Here is a 25285-nt window from a genome sequence, read left to right as displayed (position 1 = left end):
CCCCATCACCACAATCGGTGTGTCCACATGTCAGGATTGGGATATGTCAGACGGTCACGGCTCCACTCCCGGCACGCCATCCGGCTGGGCGTCCAACCAACCTCCGCCCTACGGCAACGCCTCGGGATCGCCGTGGACCGCGCCCGGCGCGCCGCCCCCGCAGCAGCCCCTGCCCCCACCCCCACCCCCTCAGCAGCCCCATGGCGGGCAGATACCGCCATACCAGTCAGGCCCGTACGGCGGGCAGCCCTACGGCTACCGCATGCCGCCCCCCGCGCTGCGCCCGGGGATCATCCCGCTGCGCCCGCTCGGCCTCGGTGACATCCTCGACGGCGCGATCAAGCTGATCCGCTCCAACCCCAAGACCGTCCTGGGCCTGTCGGCGGTCGTCGCCGCGGTCGGAGCGATCCCGGTGGCGATCGGCCAGTCGGTCGTGCTCGCCGAGATGGGGGCGGACCTGAACGGTTCCGGCACGCCGGACGGCTCGCAGAACGTGGACTTCCTCTCCCAGTACGGCGGGACGCTGATCTCCTACGCGGTGCAGTTCGTCGCGGTCACCCTGCTCACCGGCGTGCTGACCCGGATCCTGGGCCGGGCGGTCTTCGGCGGCAGGACGACGGTGGGCGAGGCGTGGAGGCTGACCCGGGGCCGGATCCCCACGCTGTTCGGGCTGGTGGTCGTCAGCGCGCTGGTCATGCTGCTGCCACTGGTGCTGGCCGTCCTGCTCGTATTGGCGGTGATCTCGGCGGGTGCCGACTTCGGGTCGGCGTTCCTCCTGACCGCGGTGCTGGGGCTCGGCTTCCTCGCCTACGCGCTCTTCATCACCACCCGCCTGGCACTCGCGGCGCCCGTGGCGGTGCTGGAGCGGCGCGGCGTCCTCGCCTCCCTGCGCAGGTCGTGGACGCTCGTGAACGGCGGCTTCTGGCGGACGCTCGGCATCCTGCTGCTGACCCAGCTCATCGCGGGCCTCACCGCCACGCTGCTCTCCCTCCCCTTCACCCTGGCGGGGACCTACATCGGCTTCTTCGGCGGGGCCTCCACCGCCTCGCAGATCAGCACGGCGATCCTGATCGCCGTCGGCGGCACCATCGGCGCGATGATCACCTACCCCTTCCAGGCCGGTGTCCACGGCCTGCTCTACGCCGACCGGCGGATGCGCGCCGAGGCGTTCGACCTGGTGCTGCAGACCGCGGCGATCGAGCAGCAACGGCAGGGCTGGGTGCACGCGTCGGCCGACGACCTGTGGGACCCGTCCATCACACCCGCCGGGCCGGGCCCAAGCGAACAGGCCGGTCGGGGAGCTCCGTGGTCCCCGTCCTGACCTACCCGGCGCTCCTGGCGGCCCCGATCGACATCGGCCGTGAGCAGGCCCGGCGCGAGGCGGCCGCAGAGCTCCTCAGGTCCGAGTACGCCAAGGAGTCCCTCGTCGACCGCGTCATGCGGGCCGTGAACCAGTTCCTCGGCGACCTGCTGGACCAGGAGTCCGTGGGTGTGGTCGGCAGCGTGGCCGCGCGGATCGTCCTGGCGATGATCGTCGTCGCCGCCGTCGTCGCGGTGGTCATGATCGCGCACAGGACCGTCAGGGGCGGCACCACGCGCAAGGAAGGGATCTTCGGAGACCGCCGCCGCACCGCCGCCGAACATCGCGAGACCGCCGAACGGCTGGCCGCCGAGGGACGGTGGGCCGAGGCCGTACGCGAGCGGCTGCGGGCCCTCGCACGAGATCTGGAGGACCGGGTCATCGTCGACTCCACACCCGGCCGTACCGCGGACGAGCTCGCGGCCGAGGCCGGACGCGCGCTGCCCGAATTCGCCGCCGAACTGGCCGCCGCGGCGCGGGTGTTCGACGACGTGACCTACGGCGAGGTGCCGGGCACCGCCGAGGCCTACGGGGTCCTGCGCGACCTCGACGAACGCCTGCGCACGGCCCGTCCGACGCTCGGCGCCATGACGGGGACGGTCTCCTCGTGAACCTCGCCGCCGTTCCGGAGACGGGGCCGACATCCACCTCGCCCACCGCCGCGAGCCTGTGGCGCGGCAGTCGGGGCATCCTCCTCGTCGCGCTCATCGTGGTCGCCGGCGCCGTCGTCGGCGTGCTGCTCGGCGGCTCCGGCGAGAGCCGGCCCCTGGATCCCGCCGACACCTCGCTGTCCGGCGGCAAGGGCCTGGCCCAGCTCCTGCGGGCCCACGGCGTGGAGGTCAGGCGCGTCACCTCGGTCGCCGAGGCGGAGGCCGCCGACTCCGGCGAGAGCGCGCTGCTGCTCAGCGACACCTCCTTCCTCGACAGAGACGAGGCCCGGCGGCTCGGCGCGCTGTCCGCCGACCGGATCGTGATCGGCGCGCAGCGGTACGAGGACCTGCTCACCCCCGGCATCGGCTCCACCGAGACGGCCCGGCCCCGTTCCCGCGAGCCCCGGTGCGCGCTGCGGGCGGCGACCAGGGCGGGCAGCGCCTTCACGGGCGGCACGGCCTTCACCGCCCCTTCGGGGGCGGTCGGCTGCTACCCTGCCGACGGCGCGCCCACCCTGGTCAGCTACCCGAACGGGGACAGGACGATCACGGCTGTGGGCGACGGCCGGTTCATGTCCAACCTGCGGCTGGCCGAGGACGGCAACGCCGCGCTGGCGATGAACCTGGCCGGGGCCAGGCCCCTGCTGATCTGGCTGGTGGCCCCGGAGACCACGGAGCAGGGCACGGGAGAGCGGAGCTTCTACGACCTGATCCCCGACGGGGTCAGATGGGCCGTGGTGCAACTGGCCTTCGTGGTCCTTCTGCTGGCACTCTGGCAGGGCCGCCGGCTCGGCCCGGTGGTGGCCGAGCGGCTGCCCGTCGTGGTCAGGGCCGCCGAGACCGTGGAGGGCCGGGCCAGGCTCTACCGGGCCAGGCGCGCCCGTGACCGGGCCGCCGTCGCCCTGCGCGCCGGTTTCGTCGACCGGGTCACCCCCCGGCTCGGGCTGCCCTCGGCGGCCGGCCCGGAGGCGAAGGTCGACGCTATCGCCGAACGGACCGGACAGGCGGGCTTCCACGTGGGCGCCGCCCTGTACGGCCCGCCACCGGCTGACGAGGCCGGGCTGATAGCCCTGGCCGCATACCTGGACATGTTGGAGAGGCAGGTCAGAGAGTCGTGAGCGAGCGTAGCGAGCAGGCCGTCGGGAACGGCGGCACCGTGCTCCCGGAGTCGGCGGAGGAGTCCTCGTGACCATGCCACAGGACGGCGGCCGGGTGGGGACGCCCTTCGCCGCCGGGACGGCCCCCGATGCCAACACCGCCAGGGAGGCGCTGGGGAGCCTGCGCGCCGAGGTCTCCAAGGCCGTCGTCGGCCAGGACGCCGTGGTCACCGGGCTGGTGATCGCGTTGCTCTGCCGGGGGCACGTGCTCCTCGAAGGCGTGCCGGGCGTCGCCAAGACCCTGCTGGTCAGGACGTTGGCGGCGGCGCTCTCGCTGGACTTCAAAAGGGTGCAGTTCACCCCCGACCTGATGCCGGGTGACGTCACCGGCTCCCTGATCTACGACGCGAAGACGTCGGAGTTCGAGTTCCGCCAGGGCCCGGTCTTCACCAACCTGCTGCTCGCCGACGAGATCAACCGCACGCCCCCCAAGACGCAGGCCGCGCTGCTGGAGGCGATGGAGGAGCGGCAGATCAGCGTGGACGGCAAGCCGCGCAAGCTGCCCGAGCCGTTCATCGTGGCCGCCACCCAGAACCCGGTCGAGTACGAGGGCACCTACCAGCTCCCCGAGGCGCAGCTCGACCGGTTCCTGCTCAAGCTGACCGTGCCGCTGCCGCCCCGCGACCAGGAGATCGCGGTGCTGGAACGGCACGCGCTGGGCTTCGACCCGCGTGACCTGTCGCACGTCAAGGCCGTGGCCACCATCGCCGACCTGGACGCCGGCCGCGCCGCGGTCAGCCAGGTGCACGCCGGCCCCGAGGTGCTCGGCTACATCGTGGACATCGCCAGGGCCACCCGCCAGTCGCCGTCGCTCCAGCTCGGCGTCTCGCCGCGTGGCGCCACCGCGCTGCTGGCCGGGGCGCGGGCGTGGGCCTGGCTGTCCGGCCGCTCCTACGTGACCCCGGACGACGTCAAGGCGCTGGCCAGGCCCGCGACGCGGCACCGGATCCAGCTCCGCCCCGAGGCCGAGCTGGAGGGCGCGACCGCCGACGGCCTGATCGACGCCATCCTCGCCTCCGTCCCCGTCCCCCGCTGAGACGATGGCACTGACAGGACGGGCCGCCCTGCTGGCCCTGCTCGGCACGCTGGCCGTGCTGTTCGCGCCCCAGCCGGGGCCGGCCGTGGCCGGGGTGGCTCTGCTGCTGCTGGCGCTGATCGCGGTGGACCTGCTGCTGGCCGCGGGCGTGCGGCCGCTGCGGTTCACCCGCGCGGGCGACCGGCTGGTACGGCTCGGCGAGTCGGCCACGGTCGAGCTGATCGTGGAGAACCCCGGGTCCCGCCGGGCCCGGGGCCTGCTGCGGGACGCCTGGCCTCCCTCGGCGGGGGCCACGCCGCGGCATCTGCCGCTTGACGTGCCCCCCGGCGAGCGCCGCCGTCTCGTCACGACGCTCACCCCCACCCGCCGGGGCGACCGCGAGGCGGTCACGGTCACGGTGCGCACGCTGGGCCCGCTGGGCATCGCGGCCCGCCAGGGATCCCACCGGGTTCCGTGGTCGGTCCGGGTGCTGCCGCCGTTCCTCAGCCGCAAGCACCTGCCCGCCAAGCTGTCGCGGCTGCGGGAGCTGGAGGGCCGGCATCCGTCGATGGTCAGGGGGCAGGGCACCGAGTTCGACTCGCTCCGCGAGTACGTGGTCGGCGACGACGTCCGTTCGATCGACTGGCGGGCCACCGCCCGCCGCAACGACGTCGTGGTCCGCACCTGGCGGCCCGAGCGCGACCGGCGGGTGCTGATCGTCCTGGACACCGGGCGCACCTCGGCCGGCCGGGTGGGGACGGCTCCCATCCCGCTGGCCGGTGAGATGCCCAGGACCGGCGGCCTGTACGGCCCGGCGGCGGCCGTACCCGGCTGGCCCCGGCTGGACTGGTCGATGGACGCGGCACTGCTGCTGGCCGCGCTGGCCACCCGTGCCGGTGACCGGGTGGACTTCCTGGCCCACGACCGCGCGGTGCGCGCCTGGTTGTCCGGCGCCAGCCGTACCGAGACGCTGTCGTCGCTGGTCAACACCATGGCCCCGCTGGAGGCCGAGCTCGTCGAGGCCGACTCGGCCGGCATGGTCGCCGCCGTCCTGGCCCGCGCCAAGCGGCGCTGCCTGGTCGTCGTGCTGACCGACCTGAACTCGGCGTCGCTGGAGGAGGGGCTCCTGCCCGTGCTCCCCCAGCTCTCCGCACGGCACCTGGTGCTCCTGGCCGCCGTCTCCGACCCTCAGGTCGCCACGATGGCGGCCGGGCGCGGCACCTCCGAGCTGGTCTACAACGCCGCGGCGGCCGAGCAGCAGAACGCCGACCGGCGCAGGATCACCGCCCGGCTGCGCCGCCAGGGCGTGGAGGTCGTGGACGCCGCTCCGGAGCAGCTCGCCCCCGCCCTGGCCGACGCCTACCTGGCGCTGAAGGCCGCGGGCCGCCTCTGACGGCGGACGCGGCCCGCCCCGGCGGACGTGCCGTGTCCGATGAGGACCCACCGAACAGCCACGACGATGGAGGACAAGCCCCGCGCTGTTTTTCTGCACCGTCATGGTCGATAAGCGCCACGGGCAGTTGCTGTGATCTGGTGTCTTCGCTGGGCCGGCCCCGTAGACCCTGGGGCTGGACGGCAGAGGGGGGAGACCGATGACCGCGCAACCGCATGAGGCCCCTGACACAGTTGAAGACCGGCCTCCCGAGCAGCGTCTGGCGGGTTCGGCGCTACCCGGCGCTCGGCGCGAGGTCGGGGGCGTGCTCCATGTCCCCGGTCTCCTGGGCGGCCAGCGCCCGGCGGCCGAAGTAGATCACGTAGCCGAGGAAGGCGGCCTCGGCGACCACTCCGATGCCGATCCGCGCCCAGGTGGGCAGGCCTGAGGGGGTGACCAGCCCCTCGATCAGCCCGGAGACGAACAGCACCACGACCAGGCCGAGGGCCACGCTCATGACGGCCCTGCCCTGCTCGGCGAGGACCTCACCGCGCCTGCGGGGACCGGGGGCGATGACCGTCCAGCCCAGGCGCATGCCGACGGCCGAGGCGAGGAACACCGCGGTCAGCTCCAGCAGGCCGTGCGGGGTGATCAGGCCGAAGAAGATGTCGAGCTTGCCGCGCGAGGCCATCAGCCCGGCGGAGACGGCCACGTTGGCCGCGTTCTCCCAGAGGATGTAGGGGATCGGCAGGCCGAGCAGGATGGCCATGATGATGACCTGCATCGAGACCCAGGCGTTGTTGACCCAGACCTGCCCGGCGAACGAGGCCGCGGGATGCTCGGAGTAGTAGTCGGCGAAGTCGTGGTCGACGAGCTGGGTGATCTCCTCGGGCGTGGCGATCGCGGACTGGACGGCGGGGTCGCCCGCCACCCAGACGGCGACGACCACGGAGACCAGGACGAACGCGGCCGTCGTGGCGAGCCACCACCAGCGGGCGCGGTAGGCGACCACCGGGAAGGAGACCGCGAAGAAGCGGACGAACTCCCGCCAGGCGGGGGTGTGCGCGCCGGTCACCGCCGACCGGGCCCGGGCGACCAGCGCGGACAGCCGGCCCACCAGGATCGGGTCGGCCGATCCCGACCGCACGATGGACAGGTGCGTGGCGACCCGCTGGTAGAGGTCCACGAGCTCGTCGATCTCGGCGCCGTCCAGCGACCTCCGGCGCCGGATGAGGTCCTCCAGGCGGTCCCAGACCGGCCGGTGCGCGCTGACGAAGGCGTCGATGTCCACTCGGGAAGCGTATCCACTTCTCCGTCACCGCCGCGTTGGTCCGGCGGCCCGGAAGCGGGAGGGCCGGCCGTGCGGAGGCCGCCGGCCAGTGCCGGATCAGCGTCCCGGCGGGGCCGGGACGGTCAGAAGGCGACCCCGCAGCGCAGCAGCACGTTGGCGTACGGCTGCGCCTCCCCGGTCCGCACGACCAGCCGGCTGGAGTGGGACAGGCGCTTGAGCTCCTCATGCGGGACGTAGGTCAGGCCGGGCAGCCGGGCGCTGAGCAGGGCATCGCACCCGGCATTGGCCGTCCGGACCTCCTGAGCCGCGGTCGCCGCCTCCACGACGAGCTCGGAGAGGATCCCGTCCAGCACCTCGGCGAACGACGGAACGCCCGGCAGGAAGGCGAGGTCGACGGCCTCGACTCCCCGGGGCAGCGGCATTCCGCTGTCGCAGATGAGCAGTTCGTCGGTGTGGCCGAGGCGGGCGAGCGCGCCGGACAGGGCGGCGTTGAGGATTCCGGCACGTTTCACAGGGTCTCCAGATCCTCCAGATGCGGATAAGAATTCTGCGCGCCGGGGTTCCGTACGGAGGCGGCGCCCACCCGGACCGCGAAGGCGGTGGCGCCGGCCAGGTCGTCGCCTCTGGCCAGGCGCCAGGCCAGCGCCCCGGTGAACGCGTCGCCGGCGCCGGTGGTGTCGACGACGTCCACCGCGGGGCTCGGCACCGTCGTCACCCCGCCGGGTTCGGCGACGACCGCGCCGTCGGCTCCCAGCGTGAGCACCACCGAGCGTGGGCCGAGGGCGAGAAGGGCCGTCGCCTGCTGACGGGGAGTGCCGTGCTCGCCCAGCAGGAGTGCGGCCTCGTGTTCGTTGACGACGAGCGGATCGCAGGCCGCGAGCAGGTCGTCGGGGACCACTGCGGGAGGCGACAGGTTGAAGACCACCCGGGCCGCCGTCCGGGCGGCGGCCGCAACCGTGGCGAGAGGGCTCTCCAGTTGCAGGGAGACGACCCGCGCCGAGGCCAGCAGGTCGGCCGCCGCGGCGATGTCGTCCTCGCTGAGCAACGCGTTGACCCCGGGTGACACGATGATGCTGTTGTCCCCGTCGGCCCCCACGGTGATCAGGGCGACGCCGGTCGGCCCCGGAGTCTCGGTGAGACGGCTCAGATCCACCCCGTCGCCGTCCAGCGCCTTGCGCAGGAAGTCGCCGTTGCCATCGGAGCCGACCCTGCCGAGCAGGGCCACCCGGGCGCCGAGCCTGGCCGCCGCCACGGCCTGGTTGGCTCCCTTTCCGCCGGGATAGATGACCAGGTCCGAGCCGATCACCGTCTCGCCTGGCCGGGGACGCCGGTCGACGCGGACCACCAGGTCGGCGTTGACCGAGCCCACGACGATCATTTCGTACGGCTCCGCCGGGTCGTCCGGGCGCGGCCGGTGGACGTCTTCGGGGGGGACGCGCTCGACGTCGTCGCTGTGGACGCTCATCACGAGCCCGCGAACTCTGCGACGTTGCCGGTGGTCACGACCTTGACCGGCACGGCCACCGTCGTCTCGACCTTCTCGCCCTTGGCCGCCTTGAGCGCGCCCTGCACGGCCTGCTGGCCGAGGAGCTGCGGCTGCTGGGCGATGCTGGCGTTCAGCGTGCCCGCCTGGATGGCCTTGAGCCCGTCGGGGGTGCCGTCGAAGCCGACGATCTTGATCTCCTTGCCCGCCTTCGCGCCCAGCGCCTTGATGGCGCCCAGGGCCATCTCGTCGTTCTCGGCGAACACCCCGGTGACGCCGGGGTTGGACTGAAGGAGGTTGGTCATGACGTCCAGACCCTTGGTCCGGTCGAAGTCGGCGGGCTGCTGGGCGACCACCTGGATGTTCGGGTAGGCCTTGATGCCCTCGGTGAAGCCCTGGCCGCGGTCACGGGAGGCGGAGGTGCCGGGCACGCCCTGCAGGACGGCGACCTTGCCCTTCTCGCCCATCTGCTTGGCCAGCTCCTGGGCGGCCAGCTTGCCGCCGGCGACGTTGTCGGACGCCACGGTCTGGGCCACGGTGGCCCCGTTGACCACGCGGTCGACGGCGACCACCGGGATCTTGGAGCGCTCGGCCGCCTTCACCGCGGGGCCGGCGGCGTCGGAGTCGACCGGGTTGATGATGATCGCCTTCATGCTCTGGCTGGCGAAGTTCTGGACCTGGTTCACCTGCTGGGAGGCGTCGTTCTGGGCGTCGGTGACGGTCAGCGCGACCCCCTGCTTCTTGGCCTCGTCCTCGGCGCCCTTGCGGAGCTGGACGAAGTAGGGGTTGTTCAGGGTGGAGACCGACATGCCGATCTTCACGTCTCCTCCTGCCGCCGAGGACCCTCCGGCGGAGGAGCCCGAGCCACAGGCCGTCAGGCCCAGGGCGAGCGCGGCGCCGGCGGCGACAAGGCTGATGGTGCGTTTCACGATGTTCCCCCGATGGTTTCAGTTGGTTGCGCGGCGGCGCAGGGTGTCGAGCAGGACCGCGAGCGCGATCACCACTCCGATCACGACCTGCTGCCAGAAGGCGGAGACAGAGAGCAGGTTGAGGCCGTTGCGCAGCACCGCGAGGATGAGCGCGCCGACGAATGTGCCGAAGGCCCGGCCCTTGCCGCCGGACAGGCTCGCCCCGCCGATGACGACGGCGGCGATGGCGTCCAGTTCGTAGCCGGCGGCCGCCTGAGGCTGGGCCGAGGCCAGGCGGCTGGCCAGGACGACGCCCGCGACCGCGGCGAAGAGCCCGGCCAGGGCATAGGTGATGAGCTTCTGCCGGTTGACGTTGATACCGGACAGCCGGGCGGCCTCTTCGTTGCCGCCGATGGCGTACATCGCGCGCCCGCTGTAGGTCCGATTCAGGATCACGGCCGTGATCACGCCCATGAGCAGCATGACGATGACGGGGACCGGCAGGTAGTCGCCGATGGTGTCGCCCAGGTGGGAGACGGTCTCCGGCATCGCGATCGGGCTGCCCTGCGAGATCACCAGGGCCAGACCGCGGGCCACGCCCAGCATGGCCAGCGTGGCGATGAACGGCGGCAGCTTGCCGTACGCGATCAGTGCGGCGTTGACCAGCCCGCAGGCGAGTCCGACGGCGAGGGCGATCACCACGGCCAGCGGCCACGGCAGGCCCGTGTCCGTCGCCGTCCAGGCCAGCACGATAGCCGACAGGGCTGCGACGGAGCCGACCGACAGGTCGATGCCGCCGGTGATGATGACGAAGGTCGCGCCGAAGGCCAGGATCGCGGTGACCGCCGCCTGCACGCCCACGTTGAGCAGGTTGGTCACCGCCAGGAAGTCACTCGACAGCAGCGACAGCGCGGCCGCGAGCACGACGAGTGCGACCAGCGCGCCGTTCTCACCCAGCCACGCGGCCGCCGGCGGCTTCCGGCGCAGCACGTTAGTGGACACGAGCATCCTCCACCTCGGTGACGGCCAGGGCCATCACCGAATCCTGTGTAGCGTCACCGGCGGCGAGTTCCCCGACGAGCCTGCCGCGGGCCATCACCAGGACGCGGTCGCTCATGCCCAGGATCTCGGGGAGATCGCTGGAGATCATGAGCACCGCATGCCCGGATGCGGTGAGCGAATTGATCAATTGATAGATCTCGACCTTGGCCCCCACGTCGACACCGCGTGTGGGCTCGTCGAGGATGAGCACTCTCGCGTCGGCGAGCAGCCATTTCCCTATGACGATCTTCTGCTGGTTGCCGCCCGACAGCGTGCGGACCTCCTGGGTGAGACCGCTCATCCGCACCCCGAGCTGCCGGGCCACCTCGCCGGCGGCCTTGCGCTGCCCCGGCCTGTCGACGAACCCGCCACGGCTGGCCCGCCGCAGCGTGACCAGGCCGAGGTTCTCCGCCACATCCGCGCCGAGCACCAGCCCCTGGCCTTTGCGGTCCTCCGGGACCAGGCCGAGGCCCGCCTCCATGGCGGCGTGCACGTCGCCGCTGGGCAGCGGGCGGCCCTCCACCAGGACCTCGCCCGCGTCGTAGGGGTCCGCACCGAAGATCGCCCTCGCGACCTCGGTACGGCCCGCGCCGACCAGTCCGGCCAGGCCCACGACCTCACCGGCACGGACCTCGAAAGAGACGTCGGCGAACTCGCCCTCCCTGCGGAGCCCCCGCACCTGCAGGAGAGGACTGCCCGGCGCCGCCGGTTCCCGTGGGTACTGCTGGTCGATCGGACGGCCGACCATGAGCCTGACCAGCTCGTTCTCGGGAGTGGTGGCCGGCACCTCGGCCACCGAGCGGCCGTCTCGCAGGACGGTGACCCGGTCGCCGAGCTGCGGGATCTCCTCAAGGTGGTGCGTGATGAACACGATCGCCACCCCCTGGTCGCGGAGCTGCCGGACGATGGCGAACAGCCGCTCGACCTCGGTCGTCGTGAGCACGGCGGTCGGCTCGTCCATGATGAGCACCCGGGCGTTCAGGCCCAGCGCCTTGGCGATCTCGACCATCTGCATGCGCGCGATGCCCAGCCTCGCGACCGGGGTGCGCGGGTCGACGTCGACGCCGACCCGCCGCAGCAGGTCCCGCGCCTGCTCGTGCATCCGCCGGGTGTCGACGAAGCCGAACCGGCGGGGCGGGCGCCCGAGGGCGAGGTTCTCCCCGACGGTGAGCTGGGGAACCAGGTTGAACTCCTGGTAGATGGTGGCGATGCCGAGCTTCGCGGCGTCGCCCGCGGTGCGGATCTCGGCCGGAGCGCCGTCGACCAGGATCCGCCCTCCGTCGGGGTGGTAGGCGCCGGAGAGCATCTTGATCAGCGTGCTCTTGCCCGCGCCGTTCTCACCGAGCAGGACGTGGACCTCACCGGCCCGGAGGCTGAAGTCGACCCCGTCCAGCGCGATCACGCCCGGGAACTCCTTGCGCAGCCCCTCGACCCGGAGGATCTCGTCGTTCACGAGCCGTTCCTTTCTTCCCCGCATGATTGACGGACCACCAGCAGGGCGGGGAGGATCACCGACCCGGCCGGCCGGCCGGCGAGGCGGTCGAGGATGACGCCCACCCCCAACCTGCCGAGTTCGGCGGCGGGCTGGCTGATCGCGGTTATCGGGGGGCTCACGTGCGGAAACCACGCCGCGTCGTCGAACGACGCCAGAGCGACGTCGTCGGGGATGCGCAGGCCGCGGGCCTGTATCTCGTCCAGTGCGCCGAGGGTCATCAGGTTGTCACCCGCGAAGATCACTTCTGGCGGCTCCGGCAGGTCGAGGAGCCTGGCGGTGAGCGCACGGCCGCTGCCCGAACGGAAGTCACCGGCCTGGACGTATTCCGGCCGGATCTCCAGGCCGTGCTCGGCCATCGCCGCGAGGAACGCCTCCGTGCGCTCCCTGCCGGTGGACAGCCTGGCCGGTCCCGAGATGAAGGCGACCCGCCGGTGCCCGAGCCCTGCCAGGTGGGCGACCAGTGCCTTGATGGCGTCGGTGCCGTCGGCCCGGACCGACGGCACGTGCACTCCGGGGAGGACGCGGTCCAGGAAGACCAGTGGCCCGCCGGATCGCGCGACCTCCTCGACCAGCGGCGTGACCTCGGCGGTGGGGCAGATCAGCAGCCCGTCCACCCGCCGCTCCAGGAGGGTCCGCACGTAGTGGTCCTGTTCCTCGGCCCGCTCGTCGGCATTGCCGATGATCACCGTATAGCCGGCCGCGCGAGCGGCGTCCTCGACCGCTCTCGCCAGTTCGGCGAAGAACGGGTTGACGATGTCACCGATGATCAGACCGAGGGTTCTGGTCGCCTCGGTGCGCAGCGAGCGCGCCACCGCGTTGGGAACGTAGTTGAGCTCTCTCATCGCGGCGTAGACCCGGGTCCGGGTCTCCTCCGTCACCGAGGGGCTGTCGTTCAGAACCCGGGAGACCGTGGCGACAGAGACACCCGCATGTGCGGCCACATCCTTGATACGCGCCATCGGCCCTCCATGTAATCGATTACATGAGGGTATGTAATCGATTACATGACCGCAAGTCAAACTTTGGGCCCCTGGAGTACGCGTTATCCCGCCCCGATCGGCCTCCCCGGCGCCCGGAGCATGGACGGCCGGGCAGGAGAAGCCCGTCCCGTTCCGTCCCATCACAGGTAGGGTGCTGGGTGTGTCCGATGTCGTAACCGGCGAGGCCGTTGTCGTCGAAGTCCGGGTCGCCCAGCTTCCGAGCAGGGCCGCGGCACTGCTCATCGACATGGCGATCCAGATCCTGACGCTGCTCGGCGCCTCCTTCCTGGTCGGCCTCCTGGCCTTCAGCGCCGACGGGGCGCTGTTGACGATGATCTACATCGTGCTCACCGTGCTCGTGCTCGTCGGCTACCCGGTGATCTTCGAGACGCTCTCGCGAGGGCGCAGCCTCGGCAAGCTGGCCCTGGGGCTCCGGGTGGTCGGCGACGACGGCGGCCCGGAACGGTTCCGCCAGGCCCTGTTCCGCGGACTGGCCGGAGTGCTGGAGTTCTGGATGCTCAGCGGCGCTCCCGCCCTGATCAGCTCGTTGATCTCCGAGAAGGGCAAGCGGCTCGGAGACGTCTTCGCGGGCACCATGGTGATCTCCGAGCGCGGCCCGCGGCAGTACGGCCCGCCGCTGGAGATGCCCGCGCCGCTCGCCGCGTGGGCGGCGACGCTGGAGCTGTCCCGGCTGCCCGAGAACATCGCCGCCACCGCCAGGCAGTACCTCATGCGCTGGCACGACCTGTCCCCCGCCGTCCAGCACGAGATGGGCGTGCGCATCGCCACCGAGATGTCGGCTTTCGTCTCCCCGCCCCCGCCCCCGGGGGTGCCGCCGTTCGCCTACCTGACCGCCGTGCTGGCCGAGCGCCGCCGCCGCGATCATCTACGGCTCGCGCACCAGGCGGGCGCCCGGCCCCAGCACTTCTCGCCGTCGCCCTACCGGCAGCCGTCCCACCTGGCGCAGCCCTACCGGCAGCCGCCCCGTCCGGCGCCGCCCTATTCGGCGCCGCCCTATTCGGCGCCGCCCTATTCGGCGCCGTCGCATCAGCAGCCGCCCTACGGGCCACCGGCCCAGCCGGCCTCCGCCCCGCCGCGGTTCCACCCCGGACAGGGACAGCCCGCGCCCGGCACGGTGGCCGCTCCGCCCGCGTCGCAGCCTCCCGCCCCCACCGCCGGCGGTTTCGTCCCACCCGCCTGAGTTCCGGCACCCGCCCCACGGGTCCGTGCGGGCGTCGCTTACGGACCCGTGAGAGCACCCGTCTTACATGCCGTTGGCGTCCGCCGTACACGCGCGAAAAGCCGCCGCCGTACACGCGTGGGGGCCGTGCGCATGGAAAAGGCGGCGGGAACCGAGGTTCCCGCCGCCCGTGTCTCAGAGACGGTCAGTCGTCGCTACCGTGGTCACGGTAGGAGGCCTGGGTCTGCGTGTTCAGGATGTCGTACTTGACGCCGTTGGCCTTGTTGGTCCGCGGGTCGTTGATCTTCAGGACGTCGAAGCCCAGGTTGAAGTCACTGCCGTAGATGTAACCGTTGTAGTAGTAGGCGGACCAGAATCCACCGCTCAGCGCCGGGGCGGTGCTGTCGGGACCGCGCTCGAAGAAGGCGATCTCCTGAGCGTTGGCGGAGTCGGTGAAGTCCACGACCGAGATGCCGCCCTGGTACCAGGCCTGGACCATGATGTCCTTGCCCTTGACCGGGATCAGCGAGCCGTTGTGCGCGACGCAGTTCTCGGTGTCGGCCTGGTGCCGCGGGATCTTGAAGTAGCCCTTGAACACGAGCTTGCCGTCGACGATGTCGTAGTAGCCGTTGGCGCCGCGGTTCGGGCCGATCGCCTCGTTGCAGGTGGCCGCGCCGCCGCCGCCCAGCTCGTCGGTGAAGACGACCTTGGTGCCGGCGTTGTTGAACGTCGCCGAGTGCCAGAACGCGAAGTTCTCGTCGTCCCGGGCCGTCGCGGTGACCTTCGGGTTCACCGGGTCGGAGATGTCCATCAGGACGCCCTCGCCCATGCAGGCCCCGGCGGCGATGTTCTTCTCCGGGAAGACGGTGATGTCGTGGCAGCCGGTGGTCGCCGACGTGCGGTAGGGGTACGCCTTGTCCGGCTCACCGGGGTTGCCGCCGTCCGGGAACAGGACCGGGGTGTTGACGACCGCCGCCTCCGTCGGGCTGCCCAGCGGCACCTTGATGACCGAGATCTTGTCGTGCGGCGGCTGGCAGTCGGGGAAGTTCGCCGAGGGGCTGTAGGAGGAGACGTACAGATAGACGTTGCGCCGGTCCCGGCCCTTGCCCGGGACGAGCGTCAGGGTGTGGGAACCGCAGTTGGTCTCGACGGCCTTGATGTACTTCGGACTCTTCTTGTCACTGACGTCGAAGATTCGGACGCCCTCCCACGACCCCTTGATCGACGCGCTCTGCGAGACGCTGTTGCAGGAGTCGTCGCTGCGGGAGGAGTCGACCGCGCCGAAGAGCAGGTTGCCGTAGATCGCCATGTCCATCTGGCTGCCCGGGCAGACCACCGAGCTGACGAGCGAGGTCTTCTTCGGTTTCTTGACGTCGTAGATGGAGAAGCCGTTGTAGTTGCCGACGTAGGCGTAGTCGCCCTGGAAGGCGATATCGGTGTTGATGTTCGTCAGCGGGGTCGGCTTCGGGACGTTGGTCACGTGCTCGACGTTCGGGCTCATGACGATCTCGCCGGGCGCGGGGATGTCGGTCGCCTGGGCGGGCACCGAGGACAACGCCATCGCCGCCGCCACACCGGCTACTACCAGGAACCGGCCGGTCAGGCCCTTCCTGAGGGGGGTGAACACTCGCAGACCTCCTTGCCATATATGCCCCATAAAGGGCATATAAATAACCTGATCGTTCATCCTGAGTGGCCGACCAGGCAAGGTGTCATAGTGTCAGCAGGTTTTTCCGATATGCCGTCTTTACTCCCGTAGTCGGCGCAGGTTACGGTCTTTCGTCACAGCAGCTACGGAAAGGAGACCGGGTGCGCGTCGCGCTCGTCGCCATGGTCGCCGCCGCCGCCCTCTGCCTCGGCGCGTGCAGTGCCGACCCGGCGCCGCCGCCGCAGGCGCAGTCGACCGCCCCGGTCATCGTGCCCGGCAGGCCGGGCGAGGCCGCCAGGACGATCAGCCCGAGCGAGGCCGCCACGGCCGTACCCGCTCCCACCGCCAACGCGGCGGACATCACGTACGCGCAGGACATGATCACCCATCACCGGCAGGCCATCGACATGGCGATCCTGGCTCCTTCGCGAGCCGACTCGGCCGCGCTCAAGGGCCTCGCCTCGCGCATCAAGGACGCCCAGGGGCCGGAGATCCAGTACATGACGACCTGGCTGCAGCAGCAGGGCCAGCGCGCGCCGGATCACCACGCCGGCCACACGGGCATGCCGGGCATGGCCACCCCCGCCCAGATGGAGGCGCTCAAGGCCGCCGACGGGAAGGACTTCGACCGGCTCTTCCTCACGCTGATGACCGCCCACCACCAGGGCGCGATCACCATGTCCGAGCAGGTTCTGGTCGGCGGCTCGCACATCAAGATCGAGGAACTGGCGAACGACGTCGCCGCCACCCAGAACGCCGAGATCCGCAGGATGCAGGAGATGCTGGCGGCGTTATGAGCCGACCCGCCAGGAGTGGAGATACCTCTCCTGGTCGCGGCTCAGGACGTCCACCTCGATTCCGGCGGCCGCCAGCTTGAGCCGCGCCACCTCGACGTCGATCTCCTGCGGCACGTCGTAGACACCCGGCGCCAGCTCCGCCCGCTCACGGGCCAGCCACGCCACCGCGAGCGCCTGCGCGGAGAAGGACATGTCCATGACGGCGGCCGGATGCCCCTCGGCGGCCGTCAGGTTCACCAGGCGTCCCTCGGCGAGCAGCAGGAGCCTGCGGCCGTCGGCGAGGACGTACTCGTCGGTGTTGGGACGCACGCCGGGATGTACGGCCTGCGCCAGCTCGTCCAGGGCCCGGACGTCGATCTCGACGTCGAAATGGCCGGCGTTGGCCAGGATCGCGCCGTCCTTCATGACCGCCAGGTGCTCGCCCCTGACCACGTCGCGGTTGCCGGTGACCGTGATGAACACGTCTCCGCTCCGGGCCGCGCCGGCCATGGTCTGCACGTCGTACCCCTGCAGCGTGGCGTCCAGCGCCTTGACCGGATCGATCTCGGTGACCACCACCCGGGCGCCCAGCCCCCTGGCGCGCTCGGCGACGCCCCGCCCGCAGTAGCCGAACCCCGCGACCACCACGGTCTTACCGGCGAGCAGGGTGTTGGTGGCGCGCATGATGCCGTCGAGAGTGGACTGGCCGGTGCCGTACCGGTTGTCGAACATCCGCTTGGTCCGGGTGTCGTTGACCGCCACGACGGGGAACCTCAGCGCCTGCTCGGCGGCCATCTGCCGGAGCCGGATGATGCCGGTCGTGGTCTCCTCACACCCCCCGGAGACCGTCTCCAGCAGCTCGGTCCGCTCGGTGTGCAGGATGTTGACCAGGTCGCAGCCGTCGTCGAGGACGATGTCCGGGCGGATGTCGAGCGCCTGGTGGATGTGGCGGTAGTAGGTCTCCCTGTTCACCCCGGCCCGCGCGTGCACCGCGACGCCGTAGTCGCCCAGCGCGGCGGCCACGTCGTCCTGCGTGGACAGCGGGTTCGAGGCGGCCAGCGCGATCTCGGCTCCGCCCGCCTTCAGTGCTCCCATGAGCACCGCGGTCTCGGCGGTCACATGCAGGCACGCGGCGATCCGGAGCCCGTCGAGGGGCCGCTCGGCCGCGAACCGCTCACCGAGGGCGGTGAGCACCGGCATCGACCGCGCCGCCCACCCGATCCGCCGCTCGCCCGCGGCCACCAGCGCGCTGTCCACGTTTCTCCCCCGGATTGCCCGAAGGCCCCCGCAGATCTGCGGGGGCCCGGTGGAACGGTCGATCAGTAGCGGTAGTGGTCGGCCTTGTAGGGGCCCTCGACGTCCACGCCGATGTACTCCGCCTGCGCCTTGGTGAGCGTGGTGAGCTTCACGCCGAGGGCGTCGAGGTGGAGGCGGGCGACCTTCTCGTCCAGGTGCTTGGGCAGCACGTAGACGCCGACCGGGTACTGCTCGGTCTTGGTGAACAGCTCGATCTGGGCGATCACCTGGTTGGTGAAGGAGTTGGACATGACGAACGAGGGGTGGCCGGTGGCGCAGCCCAGGTTCATCAGACGGCCCTCGGCGAGCACCAGGATCTGGCGGCCGTCGGGGAAGGTCCAGGTGTGCACCTGCGGCTTGATCTCGGTCTTGACGATGCCCGGGATCTTCGCCAGACCGGCCATGTCGATCTCGTTGTCGAAGTGACCGATGTTGGACACGATGGCGTTGTGCTTCATCTTCGCCATGTGGCCGGCGGTGATGATGTTGAAGTTGCCGGTCGTGGTGACGAAGATGTCGGCGATGCCGACGACCTCGTCCAGCGTGGTCACCTGGAAGCCGTCCATGGCGGCCTGGAGCGCGCAGATCGGGTCGATCTCGGTGACGATGACACGGGCGCCCTGGCCCCGCAGCGCGTCGGCGCAGCCCTTGCCGACATCTCCGTAACCGGCCACGACCGCGACCTTGCCGCCGATCAGCACGTCGGTGGCGCGGTTGAGGCCGTCGATGACCGAGTGGCGGCAGCCGTACTTGTTGTCGAACTTCGACTTGGTCACCGAGTCGTTGACGTTGATCGCCGGGAAGAGCAGCGAGCCGGCCTTGAACATCTCGTAGAGGCGGTGGACACCGGTGGTGGTCTCCTCGGTGACGCCCTTGATGCGCGAGGCGACCTCGGTCCACTTCTTCTCGGGGGTGACCGTACGGCGGAGCAGATCAAGGATGATCTTCCACTCCTCCGCGTCGTCCTCGCCGGCGCTGGGGACGGCGCCCGCCTTCTCGTACTCGGCGCCCTTGTGGACGAGCAGGGTGGCGTCGCCGCCGTCGTCGAGGATCATGTTGGGGCCGTCGCCGCCGGGCCACACCAGAGCCTGCTCGGTGCACCACCAGTACTCTTCGAGGGTCTCGCCCTTCCAGGCGAAGACCGGGACACCCTGGGGGGCCTCGGCGGTGCCGTTCGGGCCGACGACGACGGCCGCGGCCGCGTGGTCCTGGGTGGAGAAGATGTTGCAGCTCACCCAGCGGACCTCGGCGCCGAGCGCGACCAGCGTCTCGATGAGCACGGCGGTCTGGATGGTCATGTGCAGCGAGCCCATGATCTTCGCACCGGCCAGCGGCTGGGCCTCGGCGTACTCCTTGCGGATGGCCATCAGGCCCGGCATCTCGTGCTCGGCGAGCTGGATCTCCTTGCGTCCGAAGTCCGCAAGCGAAAGGTCGGCGACCTTGAAGTCCATGTGTTACCCCTCTGATTGGTGATCGCGCTCGACTCATGCCCTCGCCGGCCTCGCGATCCGGCTCCGCCGTCGGGCCCGGTCCGTCGCTCCACCGGAAAAGTCGACGGTGTGAGTTTAGGTGGCGATACGGCTCCGCGCATCTTTGGGACGGCTAATCTGACATAAGAATGTAAGAAACTGCGGAGAGGCTGGAGAATGCGGATCACCGAGGCCGCCAGGAAGCTGGGCATGTCCCCCCGGATGCTCCGCTACCGCGAGGCGCTCGGCCTGCTCCCGCCGGTCCGGGAGCAGGGATCACACCGGCGATTCGGCCCCGAGGAGCTGTCGGCCGTGGCCCAGGGCGTCGAACTGGAGAAGCGGTTCGACATCTCCCCCGCCGAGCTGGCCTTCGCGCTGCGGGTGATGAGCGAACCCACCGTCGCGCAGGCCGTACGGGATCTCGGACTGCGGATCGGCCGCCTCCAGGCCCCGCGCCGCGCCCTGGACTTCGAGAAGGAGAAGGCGCTGCGCCTGCTCCAGGGCGGCGTCCCGCGGGGCGTCCAAGACGGCCCGCGGAGCCGCCCGTGAGATCGCTCCCAGGAGTGACGACACCGGCCCCGCGGATCATGACAATTCACCGCATGGACACGACCACCCCGCTGTCTTCCGAGGAACCCTTCATACAGGATCTGAAACCCCCCGTTCCCACCTCGCTCCTGCTTCTGGACATAGTGGCGGGTGGTGCTCTCTGTCTCGCCCTGTTCATCGAGCTCCCCCTCGAGAGGAGCTCAGCGATCGAGGTCGTCATGGGCATCCTGGTGACGGTGCCTCACATGGCTCGCCGGATCGCCCCGAAGTCGGTGATCGTGCTCACGCTGGTCGGTGCCGCCGGCCTGCTCGCCGGCGGGATCACGCCTGGTGTCGCGTTAGCCGCGTCCGGCCTGCTGTCCTTCTACACGATCGTCAGGCAGTTGAACCGCGGCGCGGCGTGGGCCGCAGGCGGATCGGTCGTCATCCTGTTCCCGGTGGCCGGCTGGTTCACCGGCGTCGGCATCATGAGCCCCTTCGTCCTCCTGGGGACGGCCATGGTCTGCGTCCTGACCCTCCTCGCCAACCTGCACCTGAGCCGCGCGGAGATCGAGGAGATGCGCGCGGACGGCTTGGGAACGCTCAGGGAGCAGGCCGCGATGGCCGAGCGGGCCAGGATCGCGCGGGAGATGCACGACATCGTGGCCCACTCCGTGTCGAAGATCGCCGTTCAGGCCGAGACCGCGCCCTACACCCTCGACGGGCTCGACGACCGGGCCAAGCAGGAGTTCGCCGAGATCGCGGCCGGCGCGCGCACCACGCTCACCGAGATGCGCCGCCTGCTCGGCGTGCTCCGCGCCGACGTCACCACCGCGCCGGAGACCGCGCCGCAACCGGGGCTGGCGCGACTCCCCGAACTGGTCGAGCGGCACGAGGGCACGGCCGACCTGGACGTGGTCGGCGAGGCGGTGCCGGTGCCGCAGGCCGTGGACGTCTCGGCCTACCGGATCGTCCAGGAGGCGCTGACCAACGCCCGCGTCCACGCGCCCGGCGCCCGCGTCTCGATCGAGCTCGCCTACCGTCCGGACCTGCTGGTGCTGCGGATCGCCGACGACGGACCCGGCCCCTCCGGAGAGACCTCCAACGGGCACGGCCTGGTCGGCATGCGCGAGCGCGCCCTGGCCCTGGGCGGCTGGTTCAACGCCGGCCCCGGCCCCTCCGGCGGCTTCCTCATCCAGGCCGGACTCCCCCTGGAATGACCGGTTCCGGCAGACGGATCAGCGTGCTGATCGCCGACGACCAGCCGGTGGTGCTGCGAGGGTTCGCCGCCGTGCTCAGGGCGCAGCCCGACCTCACCGTCGTGGGCACCGCCCCCGACGGCGCGCAGGCCGTACGGCTGGCACGGGAGACCCGTCCCGACGTCGCCCTGCTCGACATCCGGATGCCGGAGATGGATGGGATCGAGGCGGCCCGCCGGGTCCTGGAGACCGAGGCCACCAGGATCATCATGATCACCACATTCGACCTGGACGACTACGTGTACGACGCGCTCACCGCGGGGGCGAGCGGGTTCCTGCTCAAGGACGTCCGGGCGAACGATCTCGCGGAAGCGGTCCGGACGGTGGCGCGCGGCGACGCGCTGCTCGCCCCGCAGGTCACCCGGCGGCTGGTCGCGGAGTTCGCCCGGCAGCGGCGGCCCTCGCCGGCGGGCAGCCCGCTGACCCCGCGGGAGGCGGAGGTGCTGCGCCTGATCGCCCGGGGGCTGTCCAACGCCGAGATCGCGGCCGACCTCGTGGTCACCGAGCACACCGTCAAAACCCACGTGGCGCGACTGCTGGCCAAGCTCGGCCTGCGCGACCGCACCCAGGCGGTCATCCACGCCTACGAGTCAGGTCTCGTCGTCCCGCGTGCCTGAGCCCGGCGCGTATGCGACCGGCCGCACCCCTGAACCAGGTGTTTCGAACACGCGAAAGGACCCCGGGCGTCGTCCCTTGCCCGGGGTCCTTCGGAGCGTCAGGGGCTCAGGCCGAGCCGTTGACCCTGGATCTGTCGAGGTCGGGCTCGAGGTAGATCACGCGGGCCGTCGGGACGGCGGCGCGGATGCGCTGCTCGGCCTCGTCGATCCCGCGGGCCACCTCGGCCGCCGTGTCGTCGTGGTCCACCGCGATCTTCGCGGCGACCAGGATCTCCTCCGGCCCCAGGTGGAGCGTGCGCATGTGGATGACCCGGGCGACCTCGGGCGTGCCCTCCAGGGCCTCGCAGATCTTCTTCTCGACCTCCGGGCCCGCGCCCTCGCCGATCAGCAGGGACTTGGTCTCGACCGCGAGGATGACCGCGATGACGGCGAGCAGGAGGCCGATCGCCATCGTGCCGACGCCGTCCCAGACACCGTCACCGGTGATCACGGCCATGGCCACGCCGGCCAGGGCGAGCACCAGGCCGACCAGCGCGCCCAGGTCCTCCAGCACGATGACCGGCAGCTCCGGCGACTTGGACCTGCGGATGAACTGCACCCAGGACTGATCCCCGCGGACCGTGTTGGACTCCTTGATCGCCGTACGGAAGGAGAACCCCTCGGCGATGATCGCGAAGGTCAGCACGCCGAAGGCCACGATGGGCGTCTCCACCGGATGAGGATCGCTGATCTTGTGCCAGCCCTCGTAGAGAGAGAACAGCGCACCGATCGTGAACAGCACCACCGCCACGACGAAGGCGTAGAAGTAACGCTCCCGGCCATAGCCGAACGGATGCTCCGGCGTCCGCTTCCGCTCCGCTCTCTTCCCTCCGACCAGCAGCAGCACCTGGTTACCCGAGTCGGCAAGGGAGTGGATCGACTCGGCGAGCATCGACGAGGACGTCGTGATCAGGAAGGCCACGAACTTGGCCACCGCGATCGCGAGGTTCGCCGACAATGCCGCGATGATCGCCTTGGTACCGCCGCCCGCGCTCACGGCAGCCTCCGCTCATTGATTCGGTAAAAGTCGAGACGAAATCCTATGGGGAAACTCTCGCCTTCAGTTCTGTGATGGCCGGCACAGGGGTCGGGTCGATCCCGTACCCCAGCGCGAGGTACGTACTCGCGTAGTCGCCCAGTCCGATCAACGTCGCGAGCCGCTCCAGCGGGTGTGGCCCCTCGGCGGCGACCTGGGTGACCGGCACTCCCCTGTCCTCCGCCAGCCGTACCGAGACTTCGCGCCACCGCGTCACCTGCGGGTGCTCCTCGACGTCGCGGAGCATGAACAGCCGCAGCGAGCGGCTGCTCTCCTCGGCGAAGATGTCGCGCGTGGCCAGCGGGCCCTCGAACGCCATCACCTGGTTGTGGTCGACCTCGGGGATCTCGCCCCAGATGGCCGGGTATTTGCCGTTCTCGTTGAGCTGGCAGGCCCACCGGTAGGCGGCGACCGCGGCCAGCGGTGAGGACCCCCAGATCATCGGCACGGTCTCGGCCATCTCCATGGCCAGCGACTTGCCCGGGTTGATGAACGACTCACTCGCCGGACGGCACCGGTGCGCGATCTCCTCCAGGCGTCCGGCGACGTTCTCGAACACCTCGTCGTCCGCCTGGGTCAGGCCGAACTCGGCGGCGATGACGACCAACGGGACCGACAGCTCCCAGACGGCGGCACGCGGCTGCCCTCCGGCGGTGACGGGCACGAACGGCGCGCCCGCCTGCCTGGCGATCGCCTGCAGCGGGGAGTCGGGCGCGCCCACGGCGAGCAGGCGGCAGCCCCGGCGGACGGCCTCCATCGCCACCGCGAGCGTCTCCTCGGTCCTGCCGGAGAACGACACCGCGATGACCACGTCGGTCGCGCCGACCCAGCCGGGCAGCCGGTAGGACCGCACGGTCACGACCGGCAGCGGAGCGCCGTGGCCGCAGACCGCGTTGAGGATGTCACCGGCGATGCCCGAACCGCCCATGCCCGCGACCACGAGGGCCCGGGGCCGGCCCTCCTCGACCAGCGCCGACAGGTCGGTCTCGCGGGTGACGCGGTGGGCGGTGCGGACCTGCGCCGCCGAGGCGGCCACCGCGCGCAGCATGCCCGACGGGTCGCCGTCGGCCAGCTGCTCGGGGTCGTCGAGCCGGTCCGGCTCCCAGTTCACGACTTCCGCGCCTCATCGACCAGCAACACCGGGATGTCGTCCCGGACCGGATACACCAGGCCGCAGGAGGCGGAGGTGCAGAACAGCTCGTCCACCTCGGGCTCGGCGCGCAGGGGGGACTTGCAGTTGGGGCAGGCCAGGATCTCCAGCAGCCAGTCGTCGATCTTCAACTCGTTCAGCTCCTCACGACAGCAAGGACTTCGTCCCTGATCGCTGCCATCTGAATCTCGTCGGCCGCCTCGGCGTTAAGCCTGAGCAGCGGCTCGGTATTGGACGGACGGAGATTGAACCACCATCCGGGGCCGGACACGGTCATGCCGTCCAGCTCGTCGAAGGTGACGCCGTCGCGGCCGGCGAACAGCTCGCGCACCCGCGCCGTCGCTTCCACCTGGTCGGCGACCGTGCTGTTGATCTCTCCGGAGGCCGCGTAGCGGGCGTAGTCCGCGAGGATATCCGACAGCGGCCGGTCCTGCCCGCCCAGCGCGGCCAGCACGTGCAGTGCGGCCAGCATGCCGGAGTCGGCGTACCAGAAGTCTCTGAAATAGTAGTGGGCCGAGTGCTCACCGCCGAAGACGGCGCCGGTCCCGGCCATCTCGGCCTTGATGAACGAGTGACCCACCCGGGTGCGGATCGGACGCCCGCCGTGCTCGGCCACGATCTCCGGGACGCTCCGCGAGGTGATCAGGTTGTGGATGACCGCGGCGCCGGGGTGCTTGACCAGCTCGCGCACCGCGACCAGCGCGGTGATCGTGGAGGGGGAGACCGACTCGCCACGCTCGTCGACGACCCAGCAGCGGTCGGCGTCGCCGTCGAAGGCCAGGCCGATGTCGGCGCCGACGTCGAGAACGGCCTTCTGCAGGTCGCGCAGATTCTCCGGCTCGATCGGGTTGGCCTCGTGGTTGGGGAAGCTGCCGTCGAGCTCGAAGTAGAGCTCGGTCGTCTCCAGCGGGAGCCCCTCGAACACCACGGGGACGGTGTGGCCGCCCATGCCGTTGCCCGCGTCCACCACGACCTTCAGCGGCCGGATGCCGGACAGGTCGACCAGCGTGCGCAGGTGGTCGGCGTAGCCCCGCAGCAGGTCCCGCCCGGAGACGGTCCCGCCGCCCTCGCCGCCGACTCCGGACTTCAGGAGCTCGGCCGCCCGGTCACGGATCTCGGCCAGACCGGTGTCGCCGCTGATCGGCACGGCGCCTGCCCGGCACATCTTCATGCCGTTGTACTGAGCGGGGTTGTGGCTCGCGGTGAACATCACGCCGGGCAGGGCGAGGCTGCCGCTCGCGTAGTAGAGCAGGTCGGTGGAGCCCAGACCCGCCTGGATGACGTCGGCCCCGCGTGAGATCACCCCGCGGGCGAAGGCCTCGGCCAGCGGCACCGAGGAGGCGCGCATGTCATGGGCCACCACGGCGGTCCCGGCGCCGGTCACCTCCGCGAAGGCCGCGCCGACCGCCTCTGCGGTCTCCTCGTCGAACTCGTCCGGCACAACGCCTCGGACGTCGTACGCCTTGAAGATCTTGGCGAGGTCACCCACTCCAGCTCCGCCCTTTATGTCATGTCTGCTGAGCCCAGCCTATCCG

Annotated in this window: 24 protein-coding genes; 10 read left to right on the top strand and 14 right to left on the bottom strand. The window is 70.9% G+C overall.

Annotated elements, in window-relative coordinates; genetic code table 11:
• Positions 1-43 precede the first annotated feature (43 nt).
• From FHR32_RS20710 to FHR32_RS20690, 5 genes are all read left to right on the top strand, one after another.
• Positions 44-1321 (top strand): glycerophosphoryl diester phosphodiesterase membrane domain-containing protein, encoded by a 1278-nt coding sequence (locus tag FHR32_RS20710; RefSeq protein ID WP_184755805.1) that lies wholly within the window; start codon positions 44-46, stop codon positions 1319-1321.
• On the top strand, positions 1306-1971 hold the full coding sequence (locus FHR32_RS20705; protein WP_184755804.1) for a DUF4129 domain-containing protein: 666 nt from the start codon (positions 1306-1308) through the stop codon (positions 1969-1971). The genes FHR32_RS20710 and FHR32_RS20705 overlap by 16 nt, the downstream gene beginning before the upstream one ends.
• Positions 1968-3128 carry a DUF4350 domain-containing protein gene (locus FHR32_RS20700; RefSeq protein ID WP_184755803.1) on the top strand — a complete coding sequence of 387 codons (1161 nt, stop codon included), beginning with the start codon at positions 1968-1970 and terminating at the stop codon, positions 3126-3128. The genes FHR32_RS20705 and FHR32_RS20700 overlap by 4 nt, the downstream gene beginning before the upstream one ends.
• 73 nt (positions 3129-3201) lie before the next feature.
• Positions 3202-4203: an AAA family ATPase gene (locus tag FHR32_RS20695; RefSeq protein ID WP_184756619.1), complete on the top strand. Its 1002-nt coding sequence runs from the start codon at positions 3202-3204 to the stop codon at positions 4201-4203.
• Positions 4204-4207: 4 nt separating this feature from the next.
• The gene (locus FHR32_RS20690; protein WP_184755802.1) at positions 4208-5575 is read left to right on the top strand and encodes a DUF58 domain-containing protein; all 1368 of its coding nucleotides are present in this window, start codon (positions 4208-4210) and stop codon (positions 5573-5575) included.
• Between the two features lie 274 nt (positions 5576-5849).
• Here the strand turns inward: FHR32_RS20690 and FHR32_RS20685 are convergent, their stop codons facing one another.
• The 7 genes from FHR32_RS20685 to FHR32_RS20660 form a co-directional block, all read right to left on the bottom strand.
• Complete coding sequence (locus FHR32_RS20685; RefSeq protein ID WP_184755801.1) at positions 5850-6845, bottom strand: stage II sporulation protein M; 996 nt, start codon at positions 6843-6845, stop codon at positions 5850-5852.
• A 122-nt stretch (positions 6846-6967) separates the two neighbouring features.
• Positions 6968-7357 (bottom strand): D-ribose pyranase, encoded by a 390-nt coding sequence (rbsD, locus tag FHR32_RS20680; protein ID WP_184755800.1) that lies wholly within the window; start codon positions 7355-7357, stop codon positions 6968-6970.
• Positions 7354-8310, bottom strand: a complete 957-nt coding sequence (locus tag FHR32_RS20675; RefSeq protein ID WP_184755799.1) for a ribokinase — start codon at positions 8308-8310, stop codon at positions 7354-7356. Before FHR32_RS20675 ends, rbsD begins: the two co-directional genes overlap by 4 nt.
• Positions 8310-9257, bottom strand: a complete 948-nt coding sequence (locus FHR32_RS46750) for a D-ribose ABC transporter substrate-binding protein (protein WP_312882517.1) — start codon at positions 9255-9257, stop codon at positions 8310-8312. The genes FHR32_RS20675 and FHR32_RS46750 overlap by 1 nt, the downstream gene beginning before the upstream one ends.
• A gap of 18 nt (positions 9258-9275) precedes the next feature.
• Complete coding sequence (locus tag FHR32_RS46745; RefSeq protein ID WP_312882516.1) at positions 9276-10244, bottom strand: ABC transporter permease; 969 nt, start codon at positions 10242-10244, stop codon at positions 9276-9278.
• On the bottom strand, positions 10228-11754 hold the full coding sequence (locus tag FHR32_RS20665; protein WP_184755798.1) for a sugar ABC transporter ATP-binding protein: 1527 nt from the start codon (positions 11752-11754) through the stop codon (positions 10228-10230). Before FHR32_RS20665 ends, FHR32_RS46745 begins: the two co-directional genes overlap by 17 nt.
• Entirely contained in the window at positions 11727-12731 is a 1005-nt protein-coding gene (locus FHR32_RS20660) for a LacI family DNA-binding transcriptional regulator (protein WP_184755797.1), read from the bottom strand. The genes FHR32_RS20665 and FHR32_RS20660 overlap by 28 nt, the downstream gene beginning before the upstream one ends.
• A gap of 181 nt (positions 12732-12912) precedes the next feature.
• Here FHR32_RS20660 and FHR32_RS20655 point away from each other — a divergent pair, with 181 nt between their 5' ends.
• Positions 12913-13953 (top strand): RDD family protein, encoded by a 1041-nt coding sequence (locus tag FHR32_RS20655; RefSeq protein ID WP_184755796.1) that lies wholly within the window; start codon positions 12913-12915, stop codon positions 13951-13953.
• A gap of 184 nt (positions 13954-14137) precedes the next feature.
• Here FHR32_RS20655 and FHR32_RS20650 read toward each other — a convergent pair whose 3' ends face one another.
• Positions 14138-15559: an LVIVD repeat-containing protein gene (locus FHR32_RS20650; protein ID WP_312882514.1), complete on the bottom strand. Its 1422-nt coding sequence runs from the start codon at positions 15557-15559 to the stop codon at positions 14138-14140.
• 182 nt (positions 15560-15741) lie between these two features.
• On the opposite strand from FHR32_RS20650, the gene FHR32_RS20645 reads away from it, so the two are divergent.
• Positions 15742-16377: a DUF305 domain-containing protein gene (locus FHR32_RS20645; RefSeq protein WP_184755794.1), complete on the top strand. Its 636-nt coding sequence runs from the start codon at positions 15742-15744 to the stop codon at positions 16375-16377.
• Here the strand turns inward: FHR32_RS20645 and FHR32_RS20640 are convergent.
• Together FHR32_RS20640 and ahcY are read right to left on the bottom strand one after the other, a co-directional pair.
• Positions 16372-17613 (bottom strand): adenosylhomocysteinase, encoded by a 1242-nt coding sequence (locus FHR32_RS20640; protein ID WP_184755793.1) that lies wholly within the window; start codon positions 17611-17613, stop codon positions 16372-16374. The two genes, FHR32_RS20645 and FHR32_RS20640, sit on opposite strands and share 6 nt — an antisense overlap.
• 62 nt (positions 17614-17675) lie before the next feature.
• Complete coding sequence (gene ahcY / locus FHR32_RS20635; protein ID WP_184755792.1) at positions 17676-19103, bottom strand: adenosylhomocysteinase; 1428 nt, start codon at positions 19101-19103, stop codon at positions 17676-17678.
• 195 nt (positions 19104-19298) lie between these two features.
• On the opposite strand from ahcY, the gene FHR32_RS20630 reads away from it, so the two are divergent.
• From FHR32_RS20630 to FHR32_RS20620, 3 genes are read left to right on the top strand one after another with little or no spacing between them, the layout of a single operon-like run.
• Positions 19299-19670, top strand: a complete 372-nt coding sequence (locus FHR32_RS20630; RefSeq protein ID WP_184755791.1) for a MerR family transcriptional regulator — start codon at positions 19299-19301, stop codon at positions 19668-19670.
• A 53-nt stretch (positions 19671-19723) separates the two neighbouring features.
• Positions 19724-20869 carry a sensor histidine kinase gene (locus FHR32_RS20625; RefSeq protein ID WP_184755790.1) on the top strand — a complete coding sequence of 382 codons (1146 nt, stop codon included), beginning with the start codon at positions 19724-19726 and terminating at the stop codon, positions 20867-20869.
• Positions 20866-21525 (top strand): response regulator, encoded by a 660-nt coding sequence (locus tag FHR32_RS20620; RefSeq protein ID WP_184755789.1) that lies wholly within the window; start codon positions 20866-20868, stop codon positions 21523-21525. The genes FHR32_RS20625 and FHR32_RS20620 overlap by 4 nt, the downstream gene beginning before the upstream one ends.
• Positions 21526-21631: 106 nt before the next feature.
• Here the strand turns inward: FHR32_RS20620 and FHR32_RS20615 are convergent, their stop codons facing one another.
• From FHR32_RS20615 to FHR32_RS20600, 4 genes are read right to left on the bottom strand one after another with little or no spacing between them, the layout of a single operon-like run.
• On the bottom strand, positions 21632-22561 hold the full coding sequence (locus tag FHR32_RS20615) for a cation diffusion facilitator family transporter (protein ID WP_184755788.1): 930 nt from the start codon (positions 22559-22561) through the stop codon (positions 21632-21634).
• Positions 22562-22604: 43 nt separating this feature from the next.
• Positions 22605-23711: a bifunctional phosphoglucose/phosphomannose isomerase gene (locus tag FHR32_RS20610; protein ID WP_184755787.1), complete on the bottom strand. Its 1107-nt coding sequence runs from the start codon at positions 23709-23711 to the stop codon at positions 22605-22607.
• Positions 23708-23881 (bottom strand): Trm112 family protein, encoded by a 174-nt coding sequence (locus FHR32_RS20605; RefSeq protein ID WP_184755786.1) that lies wholly within the window; start codon positions 23879-23881, stop codon positions 23708-23710. Before FHR32_RS20605 ends, FHR32_RS20610 begins: the two co-directional genes overlap by 4 nt.
• A 5-nt stretch (positions 23882-23886) precedes the next feature.
• On the bottom strand, positions 23887-25239 hold the full coding sequence (locus tag FHR32_RS20600) for a phosphomannomutase/phosphoglucomutase (RefSeq protein WP_184755785.1): 1353 nt from the start codon (positions 25237-25239) through the stop codon (positions 23887-23889).
• Positions 25240-25285 lie beyond the last annotated feature (46 nt).

It is taken from the genome of Streptosporangium album (assembly GCF_014203795.1).
Lineage (GTDB): Bacteria > Actinomycetota > Actinomycetes > Streptosporangiales > Streptosporangiaceae > Streptosporangium > Streptosporangium album.
This window is presented reverse-complemented; position numbering and strand designations above follow the sequence as displayed.

What these genes read in the sequence shown, in the direction of transcription:
- FHR32_RS20710 (WP_184755805.1), top strand. Translation starts at nt 44, where the DNA reads ATGTCAGACGGTCACGGCTCCACTCCCGGCACGCCATCCGGCTGGGCG.
- FHR32_RS46745 (WP_312882516.1), bottom strand. Translation starts at nt 10,244, where the DNA reads ATGCTCGTGTCCACTAACGTGCTGCGCCGGAAGCCGCCGGCGGCCGCG.
- FHR32_RS20675 (WP_184755799.1), bottom strand. Translation starts at nt 8,310, where the DNA reads ATGAGCGTCCACAGCGACGACGTCGAGCGCGTCCCCCCCGAAGACGTC.
- FHR32_RS20660 (WP_184755797.1), bottom strand. Translation starts at nt 12,731, where the DNA reads ATGGCGCGTATCAAGGATGTGGCCGCACATGCGGGTGTCTCTGTCGCC.
- FHR32_RS20630 (WP_184755791.1), top strand. Translation starts at nt 19,299, where the DNA reads ATGCGGATCACCGAGGCCGCCAGGAAGCTGGGCATGTCCCCCCGGATG.
- FHR32_RS20620 (WP_184755789.1), top strand. Translation starts at nt 20,866, where the DNA reads ATGACCGGTTCCGGCAGACGGATCAGCGTGCTGATCGCCGACGACCAG.
- FHR32_RS20665 (WP_184755798.1), bottom strand. Translation starts at nt 11,754, where the DNA reads ATGCGGGGAAGAAAGGAACGGCTCGTGAACGACGAGATCCTCCGGGTC.
- FHR32_RS20695 (WP_184756619.1), top strand. Translation starts at nt 3,202, where the DNA reads ATGCCACAGGACGGCGGCCGGGTGGGGACGCCCTTCGCCGCCGGGACG.
- FHR32_RS20690 (WP_184755802.1), top strand. Translation starts at nt 4,208, where the DNA reads ATGGCACTGACAGGACGGGCCGCCCTGCTGGCCCTGCTCGGCACGCTG.
- FHR32_RS20625 (WP_184755790.1), top strand. Translation starts at nt 19,724, where the DNA reads ATGGACACGACCACCCCGCTGTCTTCCGAGGAACCCTTCATACAGGAT.
- ahcY (WP_184755792.1), bottom strand. Translation starts at nt 19,103, where the DNA reads ATGGACTTCAAGGTCGCCGACCTTTCGCTTGCGGACTTCGGACGCAAG.